The following is a 17,047-nucleotide window of genomic DNA, read 5'->3' on the forward strand; positions in this document are numbered from 1 at the left end:
CGGGCTACCTGGACATGGTCGCCGCCGAGCTCAACGACCGGCCCCGCAAACGCCTCGGCTGGCGCACCCCCGCCGAAGCCCTCGACCAACTACTGTCGGAACAGTCAGATCCACACGGTGTTGCACCCACCGCTTGAATCCGCCGCACCAAACCTCGCGAAGATTCCACACGGGACGGACGGTTGTCCCCAAGGGGTCGGCCCGTCATCGCCCCATCCACGGGGACCGCTGCGGGAGCACCACCACCGGTCGCCGGGACCAGAGTGAGCGGTATGACGACCAGGCCGCCTGCCAGCGACGCAGCACCGACCGCCGACCAGGGGCGGCAACCTCACGAGCGCGAGTTCCCCCGGGTGCCGGGCCAGGTCGGACTCGCGACGCGCCGCCAACTGCGTGACAGGGGTTGGCGCCCCAAGGCGGTGCGACATCGACTCGCTCACACCTGGCAGCTGGTCTACCCGCGACTGGCCCAAGCGACACGAGGAGACGCACGTCCGGCGCTCTGACCGCGCCTTCGCCACCTATCGCGTGTGTGCTGCCATCCCCGTCACGACGCCCTCGCGGTGCCTCCTTGACGCGGCGTCCTGGGAGATCCCCGACACCGAGGACCAGATGGCCCTGACCCTCGCGGTCCTCCAGCAGGGGCTCACCCGCCCGAGGGACGTCCACCGCGAGCCGCGTTACGCCCGCCGCAACCACACCCTGGGCGTATCCCAGGGCGTGGCCGCCTTCGAGCGCGGCGCATGGTCGAGGCCCGAGGCGGTGCTCGGCGAGCTCTTCGACGGCAGCAACGTCCTGCCGCATGTCTGCCTCAACACGAGGCTGGTGCTGCCGGGCGGTTCCGTGCGCGTCCCGGACGGCTACGTGCGGGAGGTGGCGCTCGCCATACAGGTGCATTCGCGCACTTACCACGCGCGCGAGGAGTACTGGCAGCGCACGGTCGAGGCCGACACCGACCTGACGAGGGCGGGTGTCGTGGTCCTTGGCGTCACCCCGCAGACGCTCTACGACACCGGCGAGTCGTTCCTACGCGACGTCGAACAGACCGCGGCGAAGCTCCACGGCCGACCGTTGCCCGACATCGCGATCCGCTCCCGCTGCTGCTGACCCGCTTCCGGCCGCCCTGGCTCGGGAGGGACTGGGGTGGCCGGGGGCGGGGCCGGGCGGGTCAGGTCAGGTCGGTGCGGCCGGACCGGTGCAGTATGTCGACCACGGACTTCACGTCCTGCGCCCGTTCGCGGGTGGTCACCAGCAGGGCGTCCGGGGTGTCGACGACGACCACGTCGTCCAGGCCGAGGGTGACCACGGTCCGGCCCGAGCGTGGTGCCACGACCCCCGTCGAGTCCTGGGCGATCACCAGGTCGCGATCGCCGAGGACCTTCAGGCCCGGCACGTCGTCGGTGTCGGCGAGCAGCGCGGCGAGAGAAGCGAAGTCGCCCACGTCGTCCCAACTGAACGTGCCCGGGACCACGGCCACCCGGCCCTGCGCAGCAGCAGGCTCGGCCACCGCGTGGTCGATCGCGATCTTGGTGAGCGAGGGCCAGAGCTCGTCGAGCCGCGCCGGGTCGCTGGCGATGTCGCGCAGCCCCTGGGCGAGGTCCGGCTGGTAGCGCGCGAGCAGCTCGAGCAAGACGCTCGCCTTGACCACGAACATTCCTGCGTTCCAGCGGTATTCACCGGTCTCGAGGTATTCACGAGCCGTTTCGGCATCGGGTTTCTCCACGAAGGACGACACCTGGCGCGCGTGCGGCGCTCCACGCACGGTCAGGCCGTCGCCGACGTGGATGTATCCGAAGCCGGTCGCCGGGTAGGCCGGCTCGATCCCGATCGTCACGAGGTAGCCGGTGCGGGCCACCGCGACCGCCTCCCGCACACACCCACGGAACGCCTCCGGCTCGCCGATCACGTGGTCGGCCGCGAACGACCCGATGACCGCCTCGGGATCGCGTCGTTCGAGCAGCGCCGCGGCCAGACCGATGGCCGGCATGCTGTCGCGGGGGGACGGTTCGGCGACGAGGTCCTCGGGCGCCAGGCCGGGCAGCTGCGACCGCACCGCGTCGGCGTGCCGCGCCCCGGTCACGACGAACAGGTTGCCGCCCACCAACGGCGCCAGCCGGTCGCACGTGTCCTGCAGCAGCGAGCGTCCGGTGCCCGTCAGGTCGTGCAGGAACTTCGGTGAGGAGGCCCGGGACAACGGCCACAGCCGCGTGCCGGCACCCCCCGCCGGGATGACCGCCCAGAACCCCTCGAGGTCTCGGACCGACGTCGTCTCAGGCATGCCGGAAACGGTAGCGCACGGCATACGACGCAGTGAGTCGTTGCTCACAACTGACGGACGCGAGACCACCCCGGGGCCGGTGGCGGCCGACCCATCACTAGCATTGTGCCGATCCGGACGACACCGTCCCCGCGAGAGGACCGTGGTCGTCCTTCGTCTCGCAGGAAAGGGACGCACCGTGGCAGTGCAGCCAAAGGCCGCCTCCGGCTCGTTGTACCGGGGCCGAGAGGGCATGTGGTCGTGGGTCGCCCACCGCATCGCCGGCGTACTCATCTTCTTCTTCCTCTTCGCCCACGTGCTGGACACCGCCCTCGTGCGCGTCTCCCCCGAGGCCTACAACACGGTCATCGGTACCTACCAGAACCCGGTCGTCGCGTTCGGCGAGATCGGTCTGGTCGCGGCGGTCGTCTTCCACGCCTACAACGGCATCCGCATCATCCTGGTCGACACCAACACCTGGGCGACCCGCAACCAGCGCAGGCTGTTCTGGGTCGTCGTGGGCCTCTGGGTCGTCACGATGGGCCCCTTCATCTGGCGCCACCTCTCCCACGTCTTCGGCTGAAAGGACTGGTCCCCATGAGCACCACCACCTCGGCCGACTCCAACCGTGGCCCGGTCGTCACCGACCTGACGACGAAGTCCCCCTACGAGCGCCGCACCCACAGCCGCGGCAACTTCGAGCTGTGGTCCTGGCTGTTCATGCGCGCTTCGGGCGTGCTGCTGCTCGTCCTGGTCTTCGGCCACCTCTTCGTCAACCTGATGACCGGCGACGGCATCAAGGGGGTCGACTTCGCTTTCGTGGCCGGCAAGTGGAGCAGCCCGTTCTGGCAGTTCTGGGACCTGCTGATGCTGTGGCTCGCCGAGCTGCACGGCGTCAACGGCGTGCGGACCATCATCAACGACTACACCGAGCGGGACTCGACGCGGCTGGTCCTCAAGACGCTGCTGTTCCTGTCCGCACTCCTCGTGATGGTGCTGGGGACCCTGGTGATCTTCACCTTCGACCCGTGCATCGACCCGAACTCCACGTTGCAGCAGTGCACCGGCCGTTGAGCCACCCGAGCGACCTGAGCCAAGTGAGGCATTGAGAGCATGCAGACACACCAGTATGACGTCGTGATCGTCGGTGCCGGAGGCGCCGGCATGCGGGCCGCCCTCGAGTCGTCCGGGCGGGCCCGGACCGCGGTCCTCACCAAGCTCTACCCCACCCGCTCGCACACCGGTGCGGCCCAGGGCGGCATGTGCGCCGCGCTGTCCAACGTCGAGGAGGACAACTGGGAGTGGCACACCTTCGACACGGTCAAGGGCGGCGACTACATCGTCGACCAGGACGCCGCAGAGATCATGTGCCGCGAGGCCATCAAGGCCGTCATCGACCTGGAGAAGATGGGGCTGCCGTTCAACCGCACCCCTGAGGGCCGGATCGACCAGCGCCGGTTCGGCGGGCACACCCGCAACCACGGTGAGGCCGCCGTGCGCCGCTCCTGCTATGCGGCGGACCGCACCGGTCACATGATCCTGCAGACGCTCTACCAGAACTGCGTCAAACAGGGCGTCGAGTTCTACAACGAGTTCTACGTCCTCGACCTGGTCCTCGCCGAGAGCGAGGCCCACGGCGGCGAACCGGCCGTCGCGGGGGTCATCGCCTACGAGCTGGCCACTGGGGAGATCCACTCCTTCCGGGCCAAGGCGGTCGTGCTCGCCACCGGGGGTGCGGGCAAGGTCTTCAAGACCACGTCCAACGCACACACGCTGACCGGTGACGGCATGGGCATCGCCTTCCGGCGCGGGCTCCCCCTCGAGGACCTCGAGTTCTTCCAGTTCCACCCGACCGGCCTGGCCGGGCTCGGCATCCTGCTGTCGGAGGCGGCGCGCGGCGAGGGCGGCATCCTGCGCAACTCCGAGGGCGAGCGCTTCATGGAGCGTTACGCACCCACCATCAAGGACCTCGCGCCCCGCGACATCGTCGCGCGCTCGATGGCCAACGAGGTCCGGGAGGGCCGCGGTTGCGGTCCGAACCGGGACTACGTGCTGCTCGACCTCACCCACCTCGAGCCGGCCCACATCGACGCGAAGCTGCCGGACATCACCGAGTTCGCCCGCACCTACCTCGGCGTCGAGCCCTACACCGAGCCCATCCCCGTCTACCCGACGGCGCACTACGCGATGGGCGGCGTGCCGACCAACACCGACGCCGAGGTGCTGCGCAACAACACCGAGACGGTTCCCGGCCTGTATGCCGCGGGAGAGGTCGCGTGCGTCAGCGTCCACGGCGCGAACCGCCTCGGCACCAACAGCCTGCTCGACATCAACGTCTTCGGGCGCCGGGCCGGCATCGCGGCGGCGAAGTTCGCCCAGGACGCCCCCTGGGTCGAGATGCCGGACAGCCCCGAGCAACACACCCTCAACCTGCTCGAGGACATCCGCGGCCGGGCGCAGGGCGAGCGGGTGGCCGACCTGCGCCGGACGCTGCAGGAGACCATGGACCGCGACGTGCAGGTCTTCCGCACCGAGGAGTCGATGACCGAGGCCCTCGAGGTGGTGCAGCAGCTCAAGGAGCGCTACCAGCACGTCGTCGTGCAGGACAAGGGCAAGCGCTACAACCTCGACCTGCTCGAGGCGGTGGAGCTCGGCTTCCTGATCGAGCTCGCCGAGGTCGTCGTCCTGGGCGCCCTGGCCCGCAAGGAGTCGCGCGGCGGACACTTCCGTGAGGACTTCACCAAGCGGGACGACGAGAACTTCATGGTCCACACGATGGCCTACCGCACGCCGCTCGGCGCGAACGAGCAGCGCGGGGTGTCCATCTTCACCGACAAGGTCCGGCTCGACTACAAGCCGGTCAAGGTGACCCGCTACCAGCCGATGGAGCGCAAGTACTGATGAGCGTCGACGCACCCAGCAAGAAGCCGATCGCCGAGGCGGTCGAGGTCCCCACGTTCCAGATCACGCTGCGGATCGAGCGCTACAACCCTGAGTTCGACACCGAGTCGCACTACGAGGACTACGAGGTCACGGTGCACGGCACCGACCGCGTCCTGGACGCCCTGCACACGATCAAGTGGGACATGGACGGCTCCTTGTCCTTCCGCCGCTCCTGCGCCCACGGGGTGTGCGGTTCGGACGCGATGCGCATCAACGGCAAGAACCGGCTGGCCTGCAAGACCCTCGTCAAGGACGTCAACCCGGACAAGCCGATCACGATCGAGCCGATCAAGGGCCTGCCGGTCGAGAAGGACCTGATCGTCGACATGGAGCCGTTCTTCGACTCCTACCGCGAGATCATGCCGTTCCTGGTGACCACCGGCCACGAGCCGACCCACGAGCGCATCCAGAGCCAGGCCGACAAGGACCGCTTCGACGACACCACCAAGTGCATCCTGTGCGCCGCGTGCACGAGCAGCTGCCCGGTCTTCTGGAACGACGGTCAGTACTTCGGGCCCGCCGCGATCGTCAACGCGCACCGGTTCATCTTCGACAGCCGGGACGAGGCGGGCGACCAGAGGCTGCAGATCCTCAACGACAAGGAGGGCGTGTGGCGCTGCCGCACGGTCTTCAACTGCACCGAGGCCTGCCCCCGCGGCATCGAGGTCACCAAGGCCATCGCCGAGGTCAAGCGCGCCATCATCACCCGCCGCGTCTGACGCGAGGAGTCATCCCGGCGTGGAGTCGGGGGGCGGCGCGCGGCGGGTCAGCGGCGGCGCACGACGTCCACCACGGTCCGGGCCAACCGGCCGACCGAGCCGACCGCGAGGGCACCGGTGGCTCCGAGGACCGCACCGGCCGCCAGGCTGGCCCGGTCGCTCTCCCGCTTCGCGAAAGTGGGCGAGACCGGCACCGAGCGCGGCCCGACCTTGGGCCGCAGGGGGATGCCGGCCGCGGTGTGCCGCGCAGGTCCCACCGGTACGCCGGCCCGGACCGTGGACCCGTCCCCCGTGGCACCGGGGTTTGCGCCGTGGACAGCGGCACCCTCGGGTGCCGCGTCGTCCGCCTCCGCGGTCGCGGAATCGCGGGCCGTGGCGACCTCGAGGTCGTTGGCTGCCCAGGCCGCCGACAGCAACGTGAGCCGTGACATCAGGTTGAGCCAGAACAACAGCCCGACGACGATGCCGAGGCTGGCCGTCAGCGGGTTGCTCGTGGCGTGGCTGATCAGCTGACCGGCGAAGGCCTTCATCACGGTCAGGCCCACTCCCCCGATCAGCGCACCCTGGAACAGCCCCCGCGTGCCCACCGGCACGCCGGACAGGGCCCGCAGCAACAGGATCATCAGACCGGTGTCCGCGAGCGCACTGAGGACGAGCACACCGGCCTGCAGCAGCCACGAGGCCCCTGCGAACCCGACCAGCCCGGCGACCCACCTGATGAGCGAGCTGGCCACGCTGGTGAAGATGCCGGACAGCGCGATCCCCAGGCCGAGCGAGAGCATCACCCCGAGGTCGCGCAGCTTGTCGGTGATGAAGTTGCCCGGGGTGTCGTCGGCTCCGAACACCGCGCGGATGCCGGTGCGCATCGCACCCAGCCAGCCCATCCCGGAGATCAACAGGGTGACCAGCGCGATGATGCCGGTGATGGTCAGGGCGTCGGCCCCGGGTGCCTTGGCGGGGATGATGCCTCCGGCGCCGGGGTTGTTCGGGTCCTTGATCATCCCCGGCAACTGCTCCCGCAGCGCGTCGAAGACGGTGTTCAACAGGTCGGGGTGCCCGCGCAGGACGAAACCGAAGACGGCGAAGGCCAGCGCGACGGCCGGGAAGACCGAGAAGAAGGCGAAGTAGCCGACCCCACCGGCCAGCACGTTGCCGTGCGCGTCGCCGTAGCGCTTCCACGCCCGCCAAGGACGTGTCCGCTGCAGTCGGGCGACCAGCGCTTTCAGGCGGTTCATCCTCGTCCCCTCCTAGTGCTCCGCTGCGGCGACTCCGAAGTCGTACGTCGCCACCGACCTCCATACCAGGTCCACTCCGTGCTCATAGAGATCGAACCCGTGCACGTCGAACGAGCAACTGTATGTCGCGAGCTCATCGAAGGCGCGGTCGAGGGCCTCGTCGGGCACACCGTGCGCGACGGTGACGTGGGGGTGGTAGGGAAAGCTCAGCTCCCGGTCGAGCGGGCCCCTTCGGACTGCGTGCTCGAGCCGCTCGCACGCGGGTATCCCGCGAGCCACCTGGACGAAGACCACCGGTGACACGGGACGGAAGGTCCCGGTCCCCCGCAGGATCATGTCGAACGGACGGGCCGCGGCTGCGGCCGAGGCGAGGTGGGCGTGGACGGAGGGCATCGCCTCGGTGGCGACCTCCGTCGGCGGCAGAAGGGTCACGTGGGTCGGGATCGCGTCGGCCAGCGGGTCGCCGAAGGATCGCCGGCACTCCTGCAGCTCCTTGGCGTAGGGCTGCGGAATGGGCAGCGAGACGCCGATCGTGGGCATCGTGGGCCGTTCAGCGCTTGCCGGGCAGGAACCCGACCTTGTCGTAGACCCGCGCCAGGGTCTGGCTGGCGACGGCACGGGCCCGGTCGGCGCCCTCGGCGAGGAGTCGGTCGAGCTCGGCGGGATCGCTGAGCAGCTCGTTGGTGCGGTCACGGAAGGGGGTGAGCACCTCCAGCACGACGTCGGCCACGTCCTTCTTGAGGTCGCCGTAGCCCTTGCCCTCGAAGGCCGCCTCCAGCTCGGCGACCGATCGGCCGGACAGGGCCGAGTGGATGCGCAACAGGTTGGACACCCCCGGCTTGGTCTCCTCGTCGAACCGGACCTCGCGGCCGGTGTCGGTGACCGCGGAGCGGATCCGCTTGGCCACGACCTTCGGGTCCTCGAGCAGGTCGATCACCCCGGCCTGGCTGGCCGCGGACTTGCTCATCTTGGCCGCCGGGTCCTGCAGGTCCTGGATCTTGGCCGTGGCCCTGACGATGTGCGGCTCGGGCACGACGAGCGTCTCGCCGTAGCGGCCGTTGAACCGCTGGGCGAGGTCGCGCGTCAGCTCCAGGTGTTGGCGTTGGTCCTCGCCGACCGGCACCTGCGCGGCGTCGTAGAGAAGGATGTCGGCGGCCATCAGCACCGGGTAGGTGAACAGCCCGACGGTCGTGCCCTCGGTGCCGTGCCGGCTCGACTTGTCCTTGAACTGGGTCATCCGGCTCGCCTCACCGAAGCCGGTGATGCACGACAGCACCCAGGTCAGCTCGGCGTGCTCGGGGACGTGGCTCTGCACGAAGACGGTGGCTCGCTCGGGGTCGATGCCGGCCGCGAGGTACTGCGCGGCCGTGACCCGGGTGCGCTGGCGCAGCCTCGCCGGCTCCACCGCGACGGTGATGGCGTGCAGGTCGACGACGCAGTAGAACGCGTCGTGGGTCTCCTGCATCTTGACCCAGTTCTGCAGGGCCCCCAGATAGTTGCCGAGGTGGAGCGAGTCCTGCGTGGGCTGCATCCCGGACAGCAGCCGGGGTCGGCCGCTGCTGGACGCGGCGATGTCGTGCTCAGGCATGCGCGCCATTCTGTCAGGTCGCCCACAGCCGGGACAGGCGGAGGTCTCTGCGGGGGCCTCACGGGCGCATCGCGCGTTCTGGTGGCGCGGCCGCTCCACACCGGGGCTCGCTAGCTGCGCCCTCGTGAGCGATCGTGTCGGTTCTTGCGTCCCCTGCTTCGGCAACTCGGGACGCGGGTAGCGCGGACGTGCGCGGAGGTGTTTGATTATGTCGCGGGATCGACCGGTCCCGGTGAGAGGACGGTCCTCGAGGAGGCGTCGTGCTGGCACGGCAACGTCAGGAACGCATCCTCCGGGAGGTCGATCGTCACGGGGGTGCCCGGGTCTCGGAGCTGGTCGAGATCCTCGGGGTCTCCGACATGACCGTGCGGCGCGACATCGAGGCCCTCGCCGAGCGCGGCCTGGTCGTCAAGGTCCACGGGGGCGCCACCGCCGTCACCGATCGCAGCGCCGACGAACCGGGCTTCCAGGTGAAGTCGGAGATGAACCCCGTCGAGAAGTCCGCCATCGCACGCGCCGCCGCCGCTTTGATCAAGCCCGGGGCCTCGGTCGCGATATCGGCCGGCACGACGACGTATGCCGTGGCCCACGAGCTGCGCACGTTGCCCGGCCTCACCGTGGTCACCAACTCCCCCCACGTGGCGGAGCTGCTGCACGACCCCGCCCGCGACGACTACCAGGTCGTCCTCACCGGTGGCGTGCGCACACCCAGCGACGCGCTCGTCGGACCCGTCGCCGACGCCGCCCTCGCCACCCTTCACGTCGACACCCTCATCCTGGGGGTCCATGGCATCGACGAGCACGCCGGGCTGACCACGCCGAATCTCGTCGAGGGAGCGACCAACCGCGCGCTGATGTCCGCCGCGCGCCGCGTCGTCGTGGTGGCCGACCACAGCAAGTGGGGCGTCATCGGGCTGTGCACCATCGCCACGCTCGACGAGGTGGACGTGCTCGTCACCGACGCCGACCTGAGCCCCGAGGCACGCCGCACCGTGAGCCAGCAGGTCGGCCAGCTGGTCGTGGCGCCGCAGTCGGACCACGCAAGCGCATGAGTGGCATGGCTGGCACCTCGCGATCCACGCTGCTGTCGCCGACGGTGCGCCGCACCCCGTCCGTGCTGGCCGACGGTCGCGAGCTGATCTACTTCGACGACACCGAGCCCTGGCTGTCCGGAGCCGCCGAGCGCTCTCAGCCGGACGAGCGCGCCCTGGGCCCGCGGGCTGCCGCAGGCACGATGCGCCGCGACGCGCTCACCGGCGACTGGGTGGCCATCGCCGGGCACCGGCAGGGGCGGACCTTCCTGCCGCCCAAGGACGAGTGCCCGCTGTGCCCGACGGGGCGAGGGACGGTGCCCAGCGAGATCCCTGCGCACGACTACGACGTCGTGGTCTTCGAGAACCGTTTCCCCTCCTTCTCCACCGTGGCGGGTGACCCGTCGGGCGCCGAGCATCCCCCGGAGGGTGAGTCACCGGCATACGGCCGATGTGAGGTGGTCTGCTTCACCTCCGAGCATGACGCGAGCTTTTCGTCCCTCACCCCCTCTCGCGCGCGCACCCTCGTCGAGGCCTGGGTCGACCGCACCCGCGAGCTCTCCGCGATGCGCGGGGTCGCGCACGTCTTCTGCTTCGAGAACCGCGGACCCGAGATCGGCGTGACGCTGCACCACCCGCACGGACAGATCTACGCCTACCCCTTCGTGCCGACGCGCAGCCGGCTGCTGCTCGAGCGCGCCACCGACCACCACCGCAGGACCGGTCGCCTCCTCGGTGCCGACGTGCTGGCCGCCGAGCGGGCCGCCGGTTCGCGCGTCGTGCTGTCCGGCGAGCACTGGACCGCCTATGTCCCGTATGCCGCCCGGTGGCCGGTCGAGGTCCACCTCGTCCCCCACCGTGACGTGCCCGACCTGGTCGCGCTGGACGACGAGGAGCGCGGGGAGCTGGCCGCGGTCTACCTCGACCTGCTGCGCCGACTCGACCGCTACTTCGTCGCCCGGGACGGCGCGCCGATCCCGCTGCCCTACATCGCGGGCTGGCACCAGGCGCCGGTCCACGAGGGGCGGGACGTGTCGCGCCTGCACCTGCAGGTGATGTCGGTGATGCGCGCCCCCGGCAAGCTGAAGTACCTCGCCGGCTCGGAGTCGGGGGTGGGCGCCTGGATCAACGACGTGGCGCCCGAGGCCGTGGCCGCCCGGCTGCGCGAGGTCGGCGGTGAATGAGTCACCGACCGGGGCCGACGCGGCGGTTGACCCCGAAACCGCGGCCGCGGCCCAGGCGGCGGCGCTGGTGGCGGCGCGGTTCCGGGAACTGCACGGCGCCGATCCAGAGGGGGTCTGGTCGGCGCCCGGCCGGGTCAACCTCATCGGCGAGCACACGGACTACAACGCTGGCCTGTGCCTGCCGATCGCGATCCCGCAGCGGACCCTCGTCGCTGCGCGGCGCCGCACCGACCGCCGGCTCACGCTTGCCTCGCTGCAGGAGCCGAGGGGCTACGACCTGGGGCTGGACGACGTCGCAGCGGGAGCCCCTCAGGGCTGGGGGGCCTACGCCGCCGGCGTGCCGTGGGCGCTGGCTCGCCGCCGCCACGACGTCGGCGGACTGGACCTGGTCGTCGATGGACGCGTGCCGCTCGGCGCGGGGCTGTCGAGTTCGGCGGCCCTCGAATGTGCCGTGGCAGTGGCCTGCTCCGATCTGTTCACTCTCGGCCTCGTCGAGCACGACACCGGCCGCGCCGAGCTGGCGTCGGCCTGCCGGGACGCCGAGAACGTCGTCGCGCAGGCGCCGACCGGCGGCATGGACCAGTCCGCGGCGCTGCGCTGCACGCCGGCCCACGCGCTGCTGCTCGACTGCCGCGACGGCTCGACGCAGCAGGTTCCCTTCGACCTTCCGGCCCACGGGTTGGTGCTGCTCGTGATGGACACCCGTGCCCGGCACGCCCTCGTCGACGGGCAGTACGCCGCGAGGCGGCAGTCCTGCGAGCGGGCCGCCCACGACCTGGGCGTGAGAAGCCTGCGCGAGGTGCCGGCCGACTCGCTCGACCGTGCGCTCCCCCGGTTGGACGATGACGTGACCCGTCGGCGTGCCCGCCACGTCGTCACCGAGATCCAGCGTGTGCGTGACACGGTCACGGCCCTGCGCGCCGACGACTTCGCCGCTGTCGGTGTGCTGTTCGACGAGTCGCACGCATCGATGCGCGACGACTTCGAGATCTCCTGCGCAGAGCTGGATCTCGCCGTCGAGACCGCTCGGAGACACGGCGCGCTCGGCTCGCGCATGACGGGCGGTGGTTTCGGCGGCTCGGCGATCGCCGTCGTGCCCGCGGATCGGCTCGCGGTGGTGACCGAAGCGGTGACGGAGGCGTTCGCCCACGCGGATTTCCGTGCACCCCAGTGCTTCCCGGTGCAGGCTGCAGGGCCGGCCCGGCGCGACGGCTGACCCGGTCGACACCGGTCAACGCGCCGGATCGCACGTTCGTGGGACGGTCGGCTCGTCGGTCAGGCCGGTTCGGCGACCCAGCGCATCGGGTCTCCCCAGCCCAGGTCGGTGACGCCGGCCCGGTCGAGCGCGAGCGCCACCAGGGTGCGGCGATGGGCGGCGAAGGTCAGCACGTGGGCGATCATCCCGCCATACGTGAACACCTCCGCCGGTTCGCACAGGGCGTCGACGAAGGTGTCGTCGAGGCGGTTGCCGTCGACGACCTCGCGCACGTGCGCCAGGTAGGTCGGCCCGTCCTGCGCCAGCCTGCGCCGCATCGAGGTGACGCTCTCGTGCTCCTCGAGCGACCAGTCGTAGTCGCGGCTCGCCAGCGCGGCGTTCCACATCGCCATCTGGCCGACCAGCCGGGACAGCAAGGACCGCAACGTCTGCCGGTCTTCGTCCACCGAGACCTCGATCGGCGCGTCCAGCTGCTCATCGCTCAATGTCGCCGCGCGAGAGACCATCTCGCCGACGAGCCAGACGTGGTGCTCGACCATCTTGGTCAACAGGTCCATGGAGCTCACCTTCGTTCGTGCAGGCAGCCGCAGGCTGCCGGGTGGATGGAAGTGCACGTCGCTGGGCGCCTCGAGCTGGGTGCGGGTCGGGTGCAGCCGCCAGGCGGCCGGCCCGATCCCGTACGCCCGGGTGAACGCGCGGGTGAACGCCTCGTGTGAGGTGTAGCCCGCCTCGACGGCGACGTCGAGGATGGTCCGCCGGGTCGTGATGAGCCGGTATGCCGCCCGCTCCAGCAGGATGCGTCGGCGAAACCTCGCCGGCGGCTCACCGCAGACGCCCGAGACGACCCGGTCGAGGTGGAACCGCGACAGGTGCAGACGGGCCGCGAGATCCGCACCGTCGGCGTCGTGGTCGTCCAGCGCCGCGGCGAGGACGTCCACGAAGGCGGTGAAGGTGTCGCTGCCTGGTGTCATGGCACGATCATCGGGCGGGCGCGCGCGCCGGGCTTGATCGATCTTGCGCACCAGGGCCGTCGGTAGGGGCCGGCTCTCCGGCCGGCGGGGACAACTCGTCGATCAGGGGGATGAGGTCGGCGACCGAGTCGACCACCCGCGTCGGCCGGAAGGGGAATCGCTCGACCTGCTCCGCGCGCGTGGACCCGGTGAGCACGAGGACGGTGCGCAGTCCGGCCTCGAGGCCGCTGATGACATCCGTGTCCATGCGGTCGCCGACCATGACCGTCGTCTCGGAGTGGGCCGAGATCTGGTTGAGCGCGCTGCGCATCATCAACGGGTTGGGCTTGCCCACGAAGTAGGGGTCCACCTGGGTCGCGCGGCTGATCAGCGCGGCGACGGCGCCGGTGGCCGGCAGCGAGCCCGCCGGCGAGGGGCCTGACGGATCCGGGTTGGTGGCGATGAACCGCGCACCGCCCTCGACCAGCCGGATCGCGCGGGTGATCGCCTCGAACGAGTAGGTCCGGGTCTCTCCGAGCACGACGTAGTCGGGGTTGCGGTCGGTCATCGTGTAGCCGATGTCGTGCAGCGCCGTGATGAGGCCAGCCTCCCCGACCACGAACGCGCTGCCTCCGGGGCGCTGCTCCTCGAGGAACTGCGCAGTCGCCAGTGCCGAGGTCCAGATGGCCTCCTCCGGGATGTCGATCCCGCTGGCGGACAACCGGGCGCGCAGGTCGCGCGGTGTGTAGATCGAGTTGTTGGTGAGCACCAGGAAGCGTCGGCCTATCTCCATGAGCCGCCCGATGAACTCGGGCGCGCCGTCGATCGCCCGGTCCTCGCGCACGAGCACGCCGTCCATGTCGGTCAGCCAGCACTCCACCGGCCTGCGGTTCGTCATGGCCCCATCCTGCACCGTCCGGCCCCGGAACGGCCCGCTCAGTGCAGCTCGTAGTCGACCAGCACGGCGGCGTGGTCGCTCCACCGCTGCGCGTAGCTGTCGGCCCGACCCACCGACGTGGCCGTCACCAGCTGGGCGAGCGGCTCGGTCGCGAGCTGGTAGTCGATGCGCCACCCCGTGTCGTTGTCGAAGGCCTTGCCCCGCCAGGACCACCACGTGTAGGGGCCCTCGACGTCGCCGGCCGACCGACGGGTGACGTCGACCCAGCCCGCGCCGAGCCACCCATCGAGGTAGGCCTGCTCCTGCGGCAGGAACCCGGACCTGCCCAGGTTGCCCTTCCAGTTCTTCAGGTCGACCTGCCGGTGGGCCACGTTGAGGTCACCGGTCACCACCGTGAGCCGCCCGTCCGACCCGAGCTGCTTCATCCGCGAGCTCATCGCCTCGAGGAAGGCGTACTTCTCGTCCTGGCGCCCGGTCCCGGCCTCCCCGGTGTGGACGTAGACGGACACGAGGGTGACGACGACCCCGCCGAGACTGACGTCGGCCTCGACCCAGCGCCCGCAGTCGGAGAAGCCGAGGTCGTCGAGCTCGCGTTGGACGCGGGTCGGTGACCGTGGGGTCAGCACCGCGACCCCGGCCCGGCCGGCCGACGAGCACGCCGCGTGCGTCACCTGCCAGTCCTGGAACGCACTGCCATGCAACGCCTTCGCGAGCTGCTCGTCGCTCGCGCGCACCTCCTGCAGACAGAGGGCGTCGGGTCGCGCCTCGGCCAGCCAGTCGAGCCCACCGCGACGCACGGCGGCCCGGATCCCGTTGACGTTCGCACTGATGAGCCGCATGGCGCCATTGTCCCGATCCCACTGCCACCGAGGGCCGCCGGGGTGCGGCTATCGTCGCGGGATGGCCGAACCGACAACTCCCCAGCGCACCGAAGCCGACTCGAAGGTGGAGGAGACCACGACGAAGGAGCCTGCGCCGCCGGCTCCGGCCGACGATCTGGTGACCACCCGGCATACCCTCAAGGTCGGTCGCCGGACGTTCCGCTACAGCGCCACCGCCGGCCGCCTCGTGCTGCGCGACGAGGTCTACGAGGACGGCGTCTTCCGCGGCCACAGGCCCAAGGCAGAGGTCTTCGTCACCTCCTACGTCCTCGAGGGCGAGGGCGCCAAGGACGCGACGAAGCGGCCCGTGACCTTCGCCTTCAACGGTGGTCCGGGGTCGGCATCGGTCTGGCTGCACCTCGGCCTGCTCGGCCCGCGTCGAGTGGTGATGGGTGATGTCGGTGAATTGGCTGCTCCCCCATACGGGCTCGTCGACAACGCCGAGTCACTGCTGGCCGTGAGTGACCTCGTCTTCATCGATCCGGTGTCAACCGGGTACTCACGTGCGGTCGAGGGCGGCAAGCCCGCCGACTACCACGGCTACCAGCCCGACATCGAGTCCGTGGCCGAGGTGATCCGGCTGTGGACCACGCGCAACGGACGGTGGATGTCGCCCAAGCTGCTGGCCGGCGAGTCCTACGGCACGCTGCGCGCCGCGGCCCTGGCCGAGCGACTGCAGAGCCGCTACGGCCTCTACCTCAACGGGCTCATGCTGATCTCGAGCGTCCTCGACATCGGCACCATCGACTTCTGGGACAACAACGACCAGGCGTGCGTCAACTACCTGCCCACCTATGCCGCCATCGCGCACTACCACGGCAAGCACGGGCGCAAGGCGCTACGCACGGTCCTCGCCGAGGCCGAGGCGTATGCCGACCGCGACTACCCGTGGGTGCTGTCGCGCGGCAACCGGCTCACCGCCGAGGAGCGCGCGGAGGCGATCTCGACGCTGGCCCGCCTGACCGGGCTCTCCGAGGACTACGTCGACCGGGCGGACCTGCGGATCGAGCACTGGCGCTACTTCACCGAGCTGTTGCGCGCCGAGGGCCGCGTGGTCGGACGCCTGGACGGGCGGTTCAGCGGGCCCGCTGCCAGCCGGATCGCCGAGAACATGGAGGCCGACTGCTCGATGGACGCACTGGTGGGGCCGTTTGCCGCGGCCTGGGGGCACTACGTCCACGACGAGCTCGGCTACGCCAGCAACCTGCCCTACGAGCTGTCGAGCGAGAGGGTGCACCCCTGGTCCTTCAAGGAGTTCGAGGGGAAGTCGGTCGACGTGCGGGCCAAGCTCGAGCGGGCGATGCGCGCCAACCCGCACCTGCTCGTGCACGTCGCCTACGGCTACTACGACGGGGCAACGCCGCATCGAGGAGCGGAGGAGGTGCTGGCGCACCTGAAGATCCCCCCGCAGTTGCAGTCGAACATCGAGCACGCCTACTACGAGGCCGGCCACATGATGTACGTGCACCAGCCGTCACGCGTGCGTCAGTCCGCCGATCTGGCCGAGTTCGTCCGTCGGGCCTGCCACCAGGTGTGACTCGCCAGTGCCCCGGTCACCCCGCCGTGCTCAGCGTGCACCGCGGTTGACCCGCCCCCGAGCGGCGTGGCGCGAGCAAGGGCAGGGAGCTCAGCCGAGGGCGGCGATGGCGGCGTCGTAGTCGGGCTCCTGGCCGATCTCGGGGACCGCCTCGGTGTAGGTCACCGTGCCGTCCACGTCGAGCACGATGACGACCCGGGCGAGGAGGCCGCGCATCGCCCCGTCGGCCATCGTCACGCCATACTTCTCGCCGAAGTCCGAGCGGAAGTCGGACCCGACCACGACGTCGTCGATGCCCTCCGCGCCGCAGAAGCGGGCCTGGGCGAAGGGCAGGTCCTTGGACACGCAGACGACCGTGGTGTTGTCGAGGCTGGCGGCGAGCTCGTTGAAGCGGCGCACGCTCGCCGCGCAGACCCCGGTGTCGATGCTGGGGAAGATGTTGAGGACGGTGCGACCCGTGACGTCCGCGGACGAGACCTCGCCGAGGTCCGTGCCGGTGAGGGTGTAGTCCGGCGCCTTGGTCCCGATGGCAGGCGGCTCGCCAACGGTGCGGACGGGGGATCCCTTGAGTGCGGTAGTAGCCATGGGTCATTTCTACACGGTGCGCT

General features: G+C 70.4%; 18 protein-coding genes and 1 pseudogene. 11 read left to right on the forward strand and 8 right to left on the reverse strand.

What is annotated here, in order from left to right; translation table 11 throughout:
• The 3 genes and pseudogenes from FCN22_RS22915 to FCN22_RS01510 form a co-directional block, all read left to right on the forward strand.
• Positions 1–137 (forward strand): annotated as a pseudogene (locus tag FCN22_RS22915) (IS30 family transposase); the annotation flags it as partial.
• A 135-nt stretch (positions 138–272) separates the two neighbouring features.
• Entirely contained in the window at positions 273–506 is a 234-nt protein-coding gene (locus FCN22_RS01505; protein WP_137119776.1) for a hypothetical protein, read from the forward strand.
• A 22-nt stretch (positions 507–528) separates the two neighbouring features.
• On the forward strand, positions 529–1,107 hold the full coding sequence (locus FCN22_RS01510; protein WP_137119777.1) for a hypothetical protein: 579 nt from the start codon (positions 529–531) through the stop codon (positions 1,105–1,107).
• Positions 1,108–1,168: 61 nt separating this feature from the next.
• Here FCN22_RS01510 and FCN22_RS01515 read toward each other — a convergent pair whose 3' ends face one another.
• On the reverse strand, positions 1,169–2,278 hold the full coding sequence (locus FCN22_RS01515; RefSeq protein ID WP_137119778.1) for a mannose-1-phosphate guanylyltransferase: 1,110 nt from the start codon (positions 2,276–2,278) through the stop codon (positions 1,169–1,171).
• A 178-nt stretch (positions 2,279–2,456) separates the two neighbouring features.
• Between FCN22_RS01515 and sdhC the strand changes: the two genes are divergently transcribed.
• The 4 genes from sdhC to FCN22_RS01535 are packed head-to-tail and all read left to right on the forward strand — an operon-like array spanning position 2,457 to position 5,919.
• Positions 2,457–2,840, forward strand: coding sequence for a succinate dehydrogenase, cytochrome b556 subunit (gene sdhC, locus FCN22_RS22035; RefSeq protein WP_274381528.1), 384 nt, complete (start codon positions 2,457–2,459; stop codon positions 2,838–2,840).
• A gap of 14 nt (positions 2,841–2,854) precedes the next feature.
• Complete coding sequence (locus FCN22_RS01525; RefSeq protein ID WP_137119780.1) at positions 2,855–3,331, forward strand: succinate dehydrogenase hydrophobic membrane anchor subunit; 477 nt, start codon at positions 2,855–2,857, stop codon at positions 3,329–3,331.
• Between the two features lie 39 nt (positions 3,332–3,370).
• Entirely contained in the window at positions 3,371–5,158 is a 1,788-nt protein-coding gene (sdhA, locus tag FCN22_RS01530) for a succinate dehydrogenase flavoprotein subunit (protein WP_137119781.1), read from the forward strand.
• The gene (locus FCN22_RS01535) at positions 5,158–5,919 is read left to right on the forward strand and encodes a succinate dehydrogenase iron-sulfur subunit (RefSeq protein WP_137119782.1); all 762 of its coding nucleotides are present in this window, start codon (positions 5,158–5,160) and stop codon (positions 5,917–5,919) included. Before sdhA ends, FCN22_RS01535 begins: the two co-directional genes overlap by 1 nt.
• Before the next feature lie 47 nt (positions 5,920–5,966).
• On the opposite strand, the gene FCN22_RS01540 is transcribed toward FCN22_RS01535, so the two are convergent.
• From FCN22_RS01540 to trpS, 3 genes are read right to left on the reverse strand one after another with little or no spacing between them, the layout of a single operon-like run.
• Positions 5,967–7,154, reverse strand: coding sequence for a YihY/virulence factor BrkB family protein (locus tag FCN22_RS01540; RefSeq protein WP_137119783.1), 1,188 nt, complete (start codon positions 7,152–7,154; stop codon positions 5,967–5,969).
• Positions 7,155–7,166: 12 nt separating this feature from the next.
• On the reverse strand, positions 7,167–7,694 hold the full coding sequence (locus FCN22_RS01545; RefSeq protein ID WP_137119784.1) for a 2'-5' RNA ligase family protein: 528 nt from the start codon (positions 7,692–7,694) through the stop codon (positions 7,167–7,169).
• A gap of 10 nt (positions 7,695–7,704) precedes the next feature.
• On the reverse strand, positions 7,705–8,742 hold the full coding sequence (gene trpS, locus FCN22_RS01550; protein ID WP_137119785.1) for a tryptophan--tRNA ligase: 1,038 nt from the start codon (positions 8,740–8,742) through the stop codon (positions 7,705–7,707).
• A gap of 260 nt (positions 8,743–9,002) precedes the next feature.
• Between trpS and FCN22_RS01555 the strand changes: the two genes are divergently transcribed.
• From FCN22_RS01555 to galK, 3 genes are read left to right on the forward strand one after another with little or no spacing between them, the layout of a single operon-like run.
• Complete coding sequence (locus FCN22_RS01555; RefSeq protein ID WP_137119786.1) at positions 9,003–9,794, forward strand: DeoR/GlpR family DNA-binding transcription regulator; 792 nt, start codon at positions 9,003–9,005, stop codon at positions 9,792–9,794.
• Between the two features lie 5 nt (positions 9,795–9,799).
• Positions 9,800–10,957, forward strand: coding sequence for a galactose-1-phosphate uridylyltransferase (gene galT, locus FCN22_RS01560; protein ID WP_202911340.1), 1,158 nt, complete (start codon positions 9,800–9,802; stop codon positions 10,955–10,957).
• The gene (gene galK / locus FCN22_RS01565; RefSeq protein WP_137119788.1) at positions 10,950–12,173 is read left to right on the forward strand and encodes a galactokinase; all 1,224 of its coding nucleotides are present in this window, start codon (positions 10,950–10,952) and stop codon (positions 12,171–12,173) included. Before galT ends, galK begins: the two co-directional genes overlap by 8 nt.
• Before the next feature lie 59 nt (positions 12,174–12,232).
• Here the strand turns inward: galK and FCN22_RS01570 are convergent, their stop codons facing one another.
• Genes FCN22_RS01570 through FCN22_RS01580 form a run of 3 tightly spaced genes read right to left on the reverse strand, consistent with a single transcriptional unit; the run spans position 12,233 to position 14,860 of the window.
• The gene (locus FCN22_RS01570) at positions 12,233–13,144 is read right to left on the reverse strand and encodes a helix-turn-helix domain-containing protein (RefSeq protein ID WP_137119789.1); all 912 of its coding nucleotides are present in this window, start codon (positions 13,142–13,144) and stop codon (positions 12,233–12,235) included.
• A gap of 7 nt (positions 13,145–13,151) precedes the next feature.
• Positions 13,152–14,021, reverse strand: coding sequence for an HAD-IIA family hydrolase (locus tag FCN22_RS01575; protein ID WP_137119790.1), 870 nt, complete (start codon positions 14,019–14,021; stop codon positions 13,152–13,154).
• A 38-nt stretch (positions 14,022–14,059) separates the two neighbouring features.
• Positions 14,060–14,860, reverse strand: a complete 801-nt coding sequence (locus tag FCN22_RS01580) for an exodeoxyribonuclease III (RefSeq protein WP_137119791.1) — start codon at positions 14,858–14,860, stop codon at positions 14,060–14,062.
• 61 nt (positions 14,861–14,921) lie between these two features.
• Here FCN22_RS01580 and FCN22_RS01585 point away from each other — a divergent pair, with 61 nt between their 5' ends.
• Entirely contained in the window at positions 14,922–16,439 is a 1,518-nt protein-coding gene (locus tag FCN22_RS01585; protein ID WP_137119792.1) for a S10 family peptidase, read from the forward strand.
• A 90-nt stretch (positions 16,440–16,529) separates the two neighbouring features.
• Here the strand turns inward: FCN22_RS01585 and tpx are convergent, their stop codons facing one another.
• Positions 16,530–17,024, reverse strand: a complete 495-nt coding sequence (tpx, locus tag FCN22_RS01590; RefSeq protein ID WP_137119793.1) for a thiol peroxidase — start codon at positions 17,022–17,024, stop codon at positions 16,530–16,532.
• Positions 17,025–17,047 lie beyond the last annotated feature (23 nt).

The organism is Segeticoccus rhizosphaerae (assembly GCF_005222685.1).
In the GTDB taxonomy this organism is placed as follows: domain Bacteria; phylum Actinomycetota; class Actinomycetes; order Actinomycetales; family Dermatophilaceae; genus Segeticoccus; species Segeticoccus rhizosphaerae.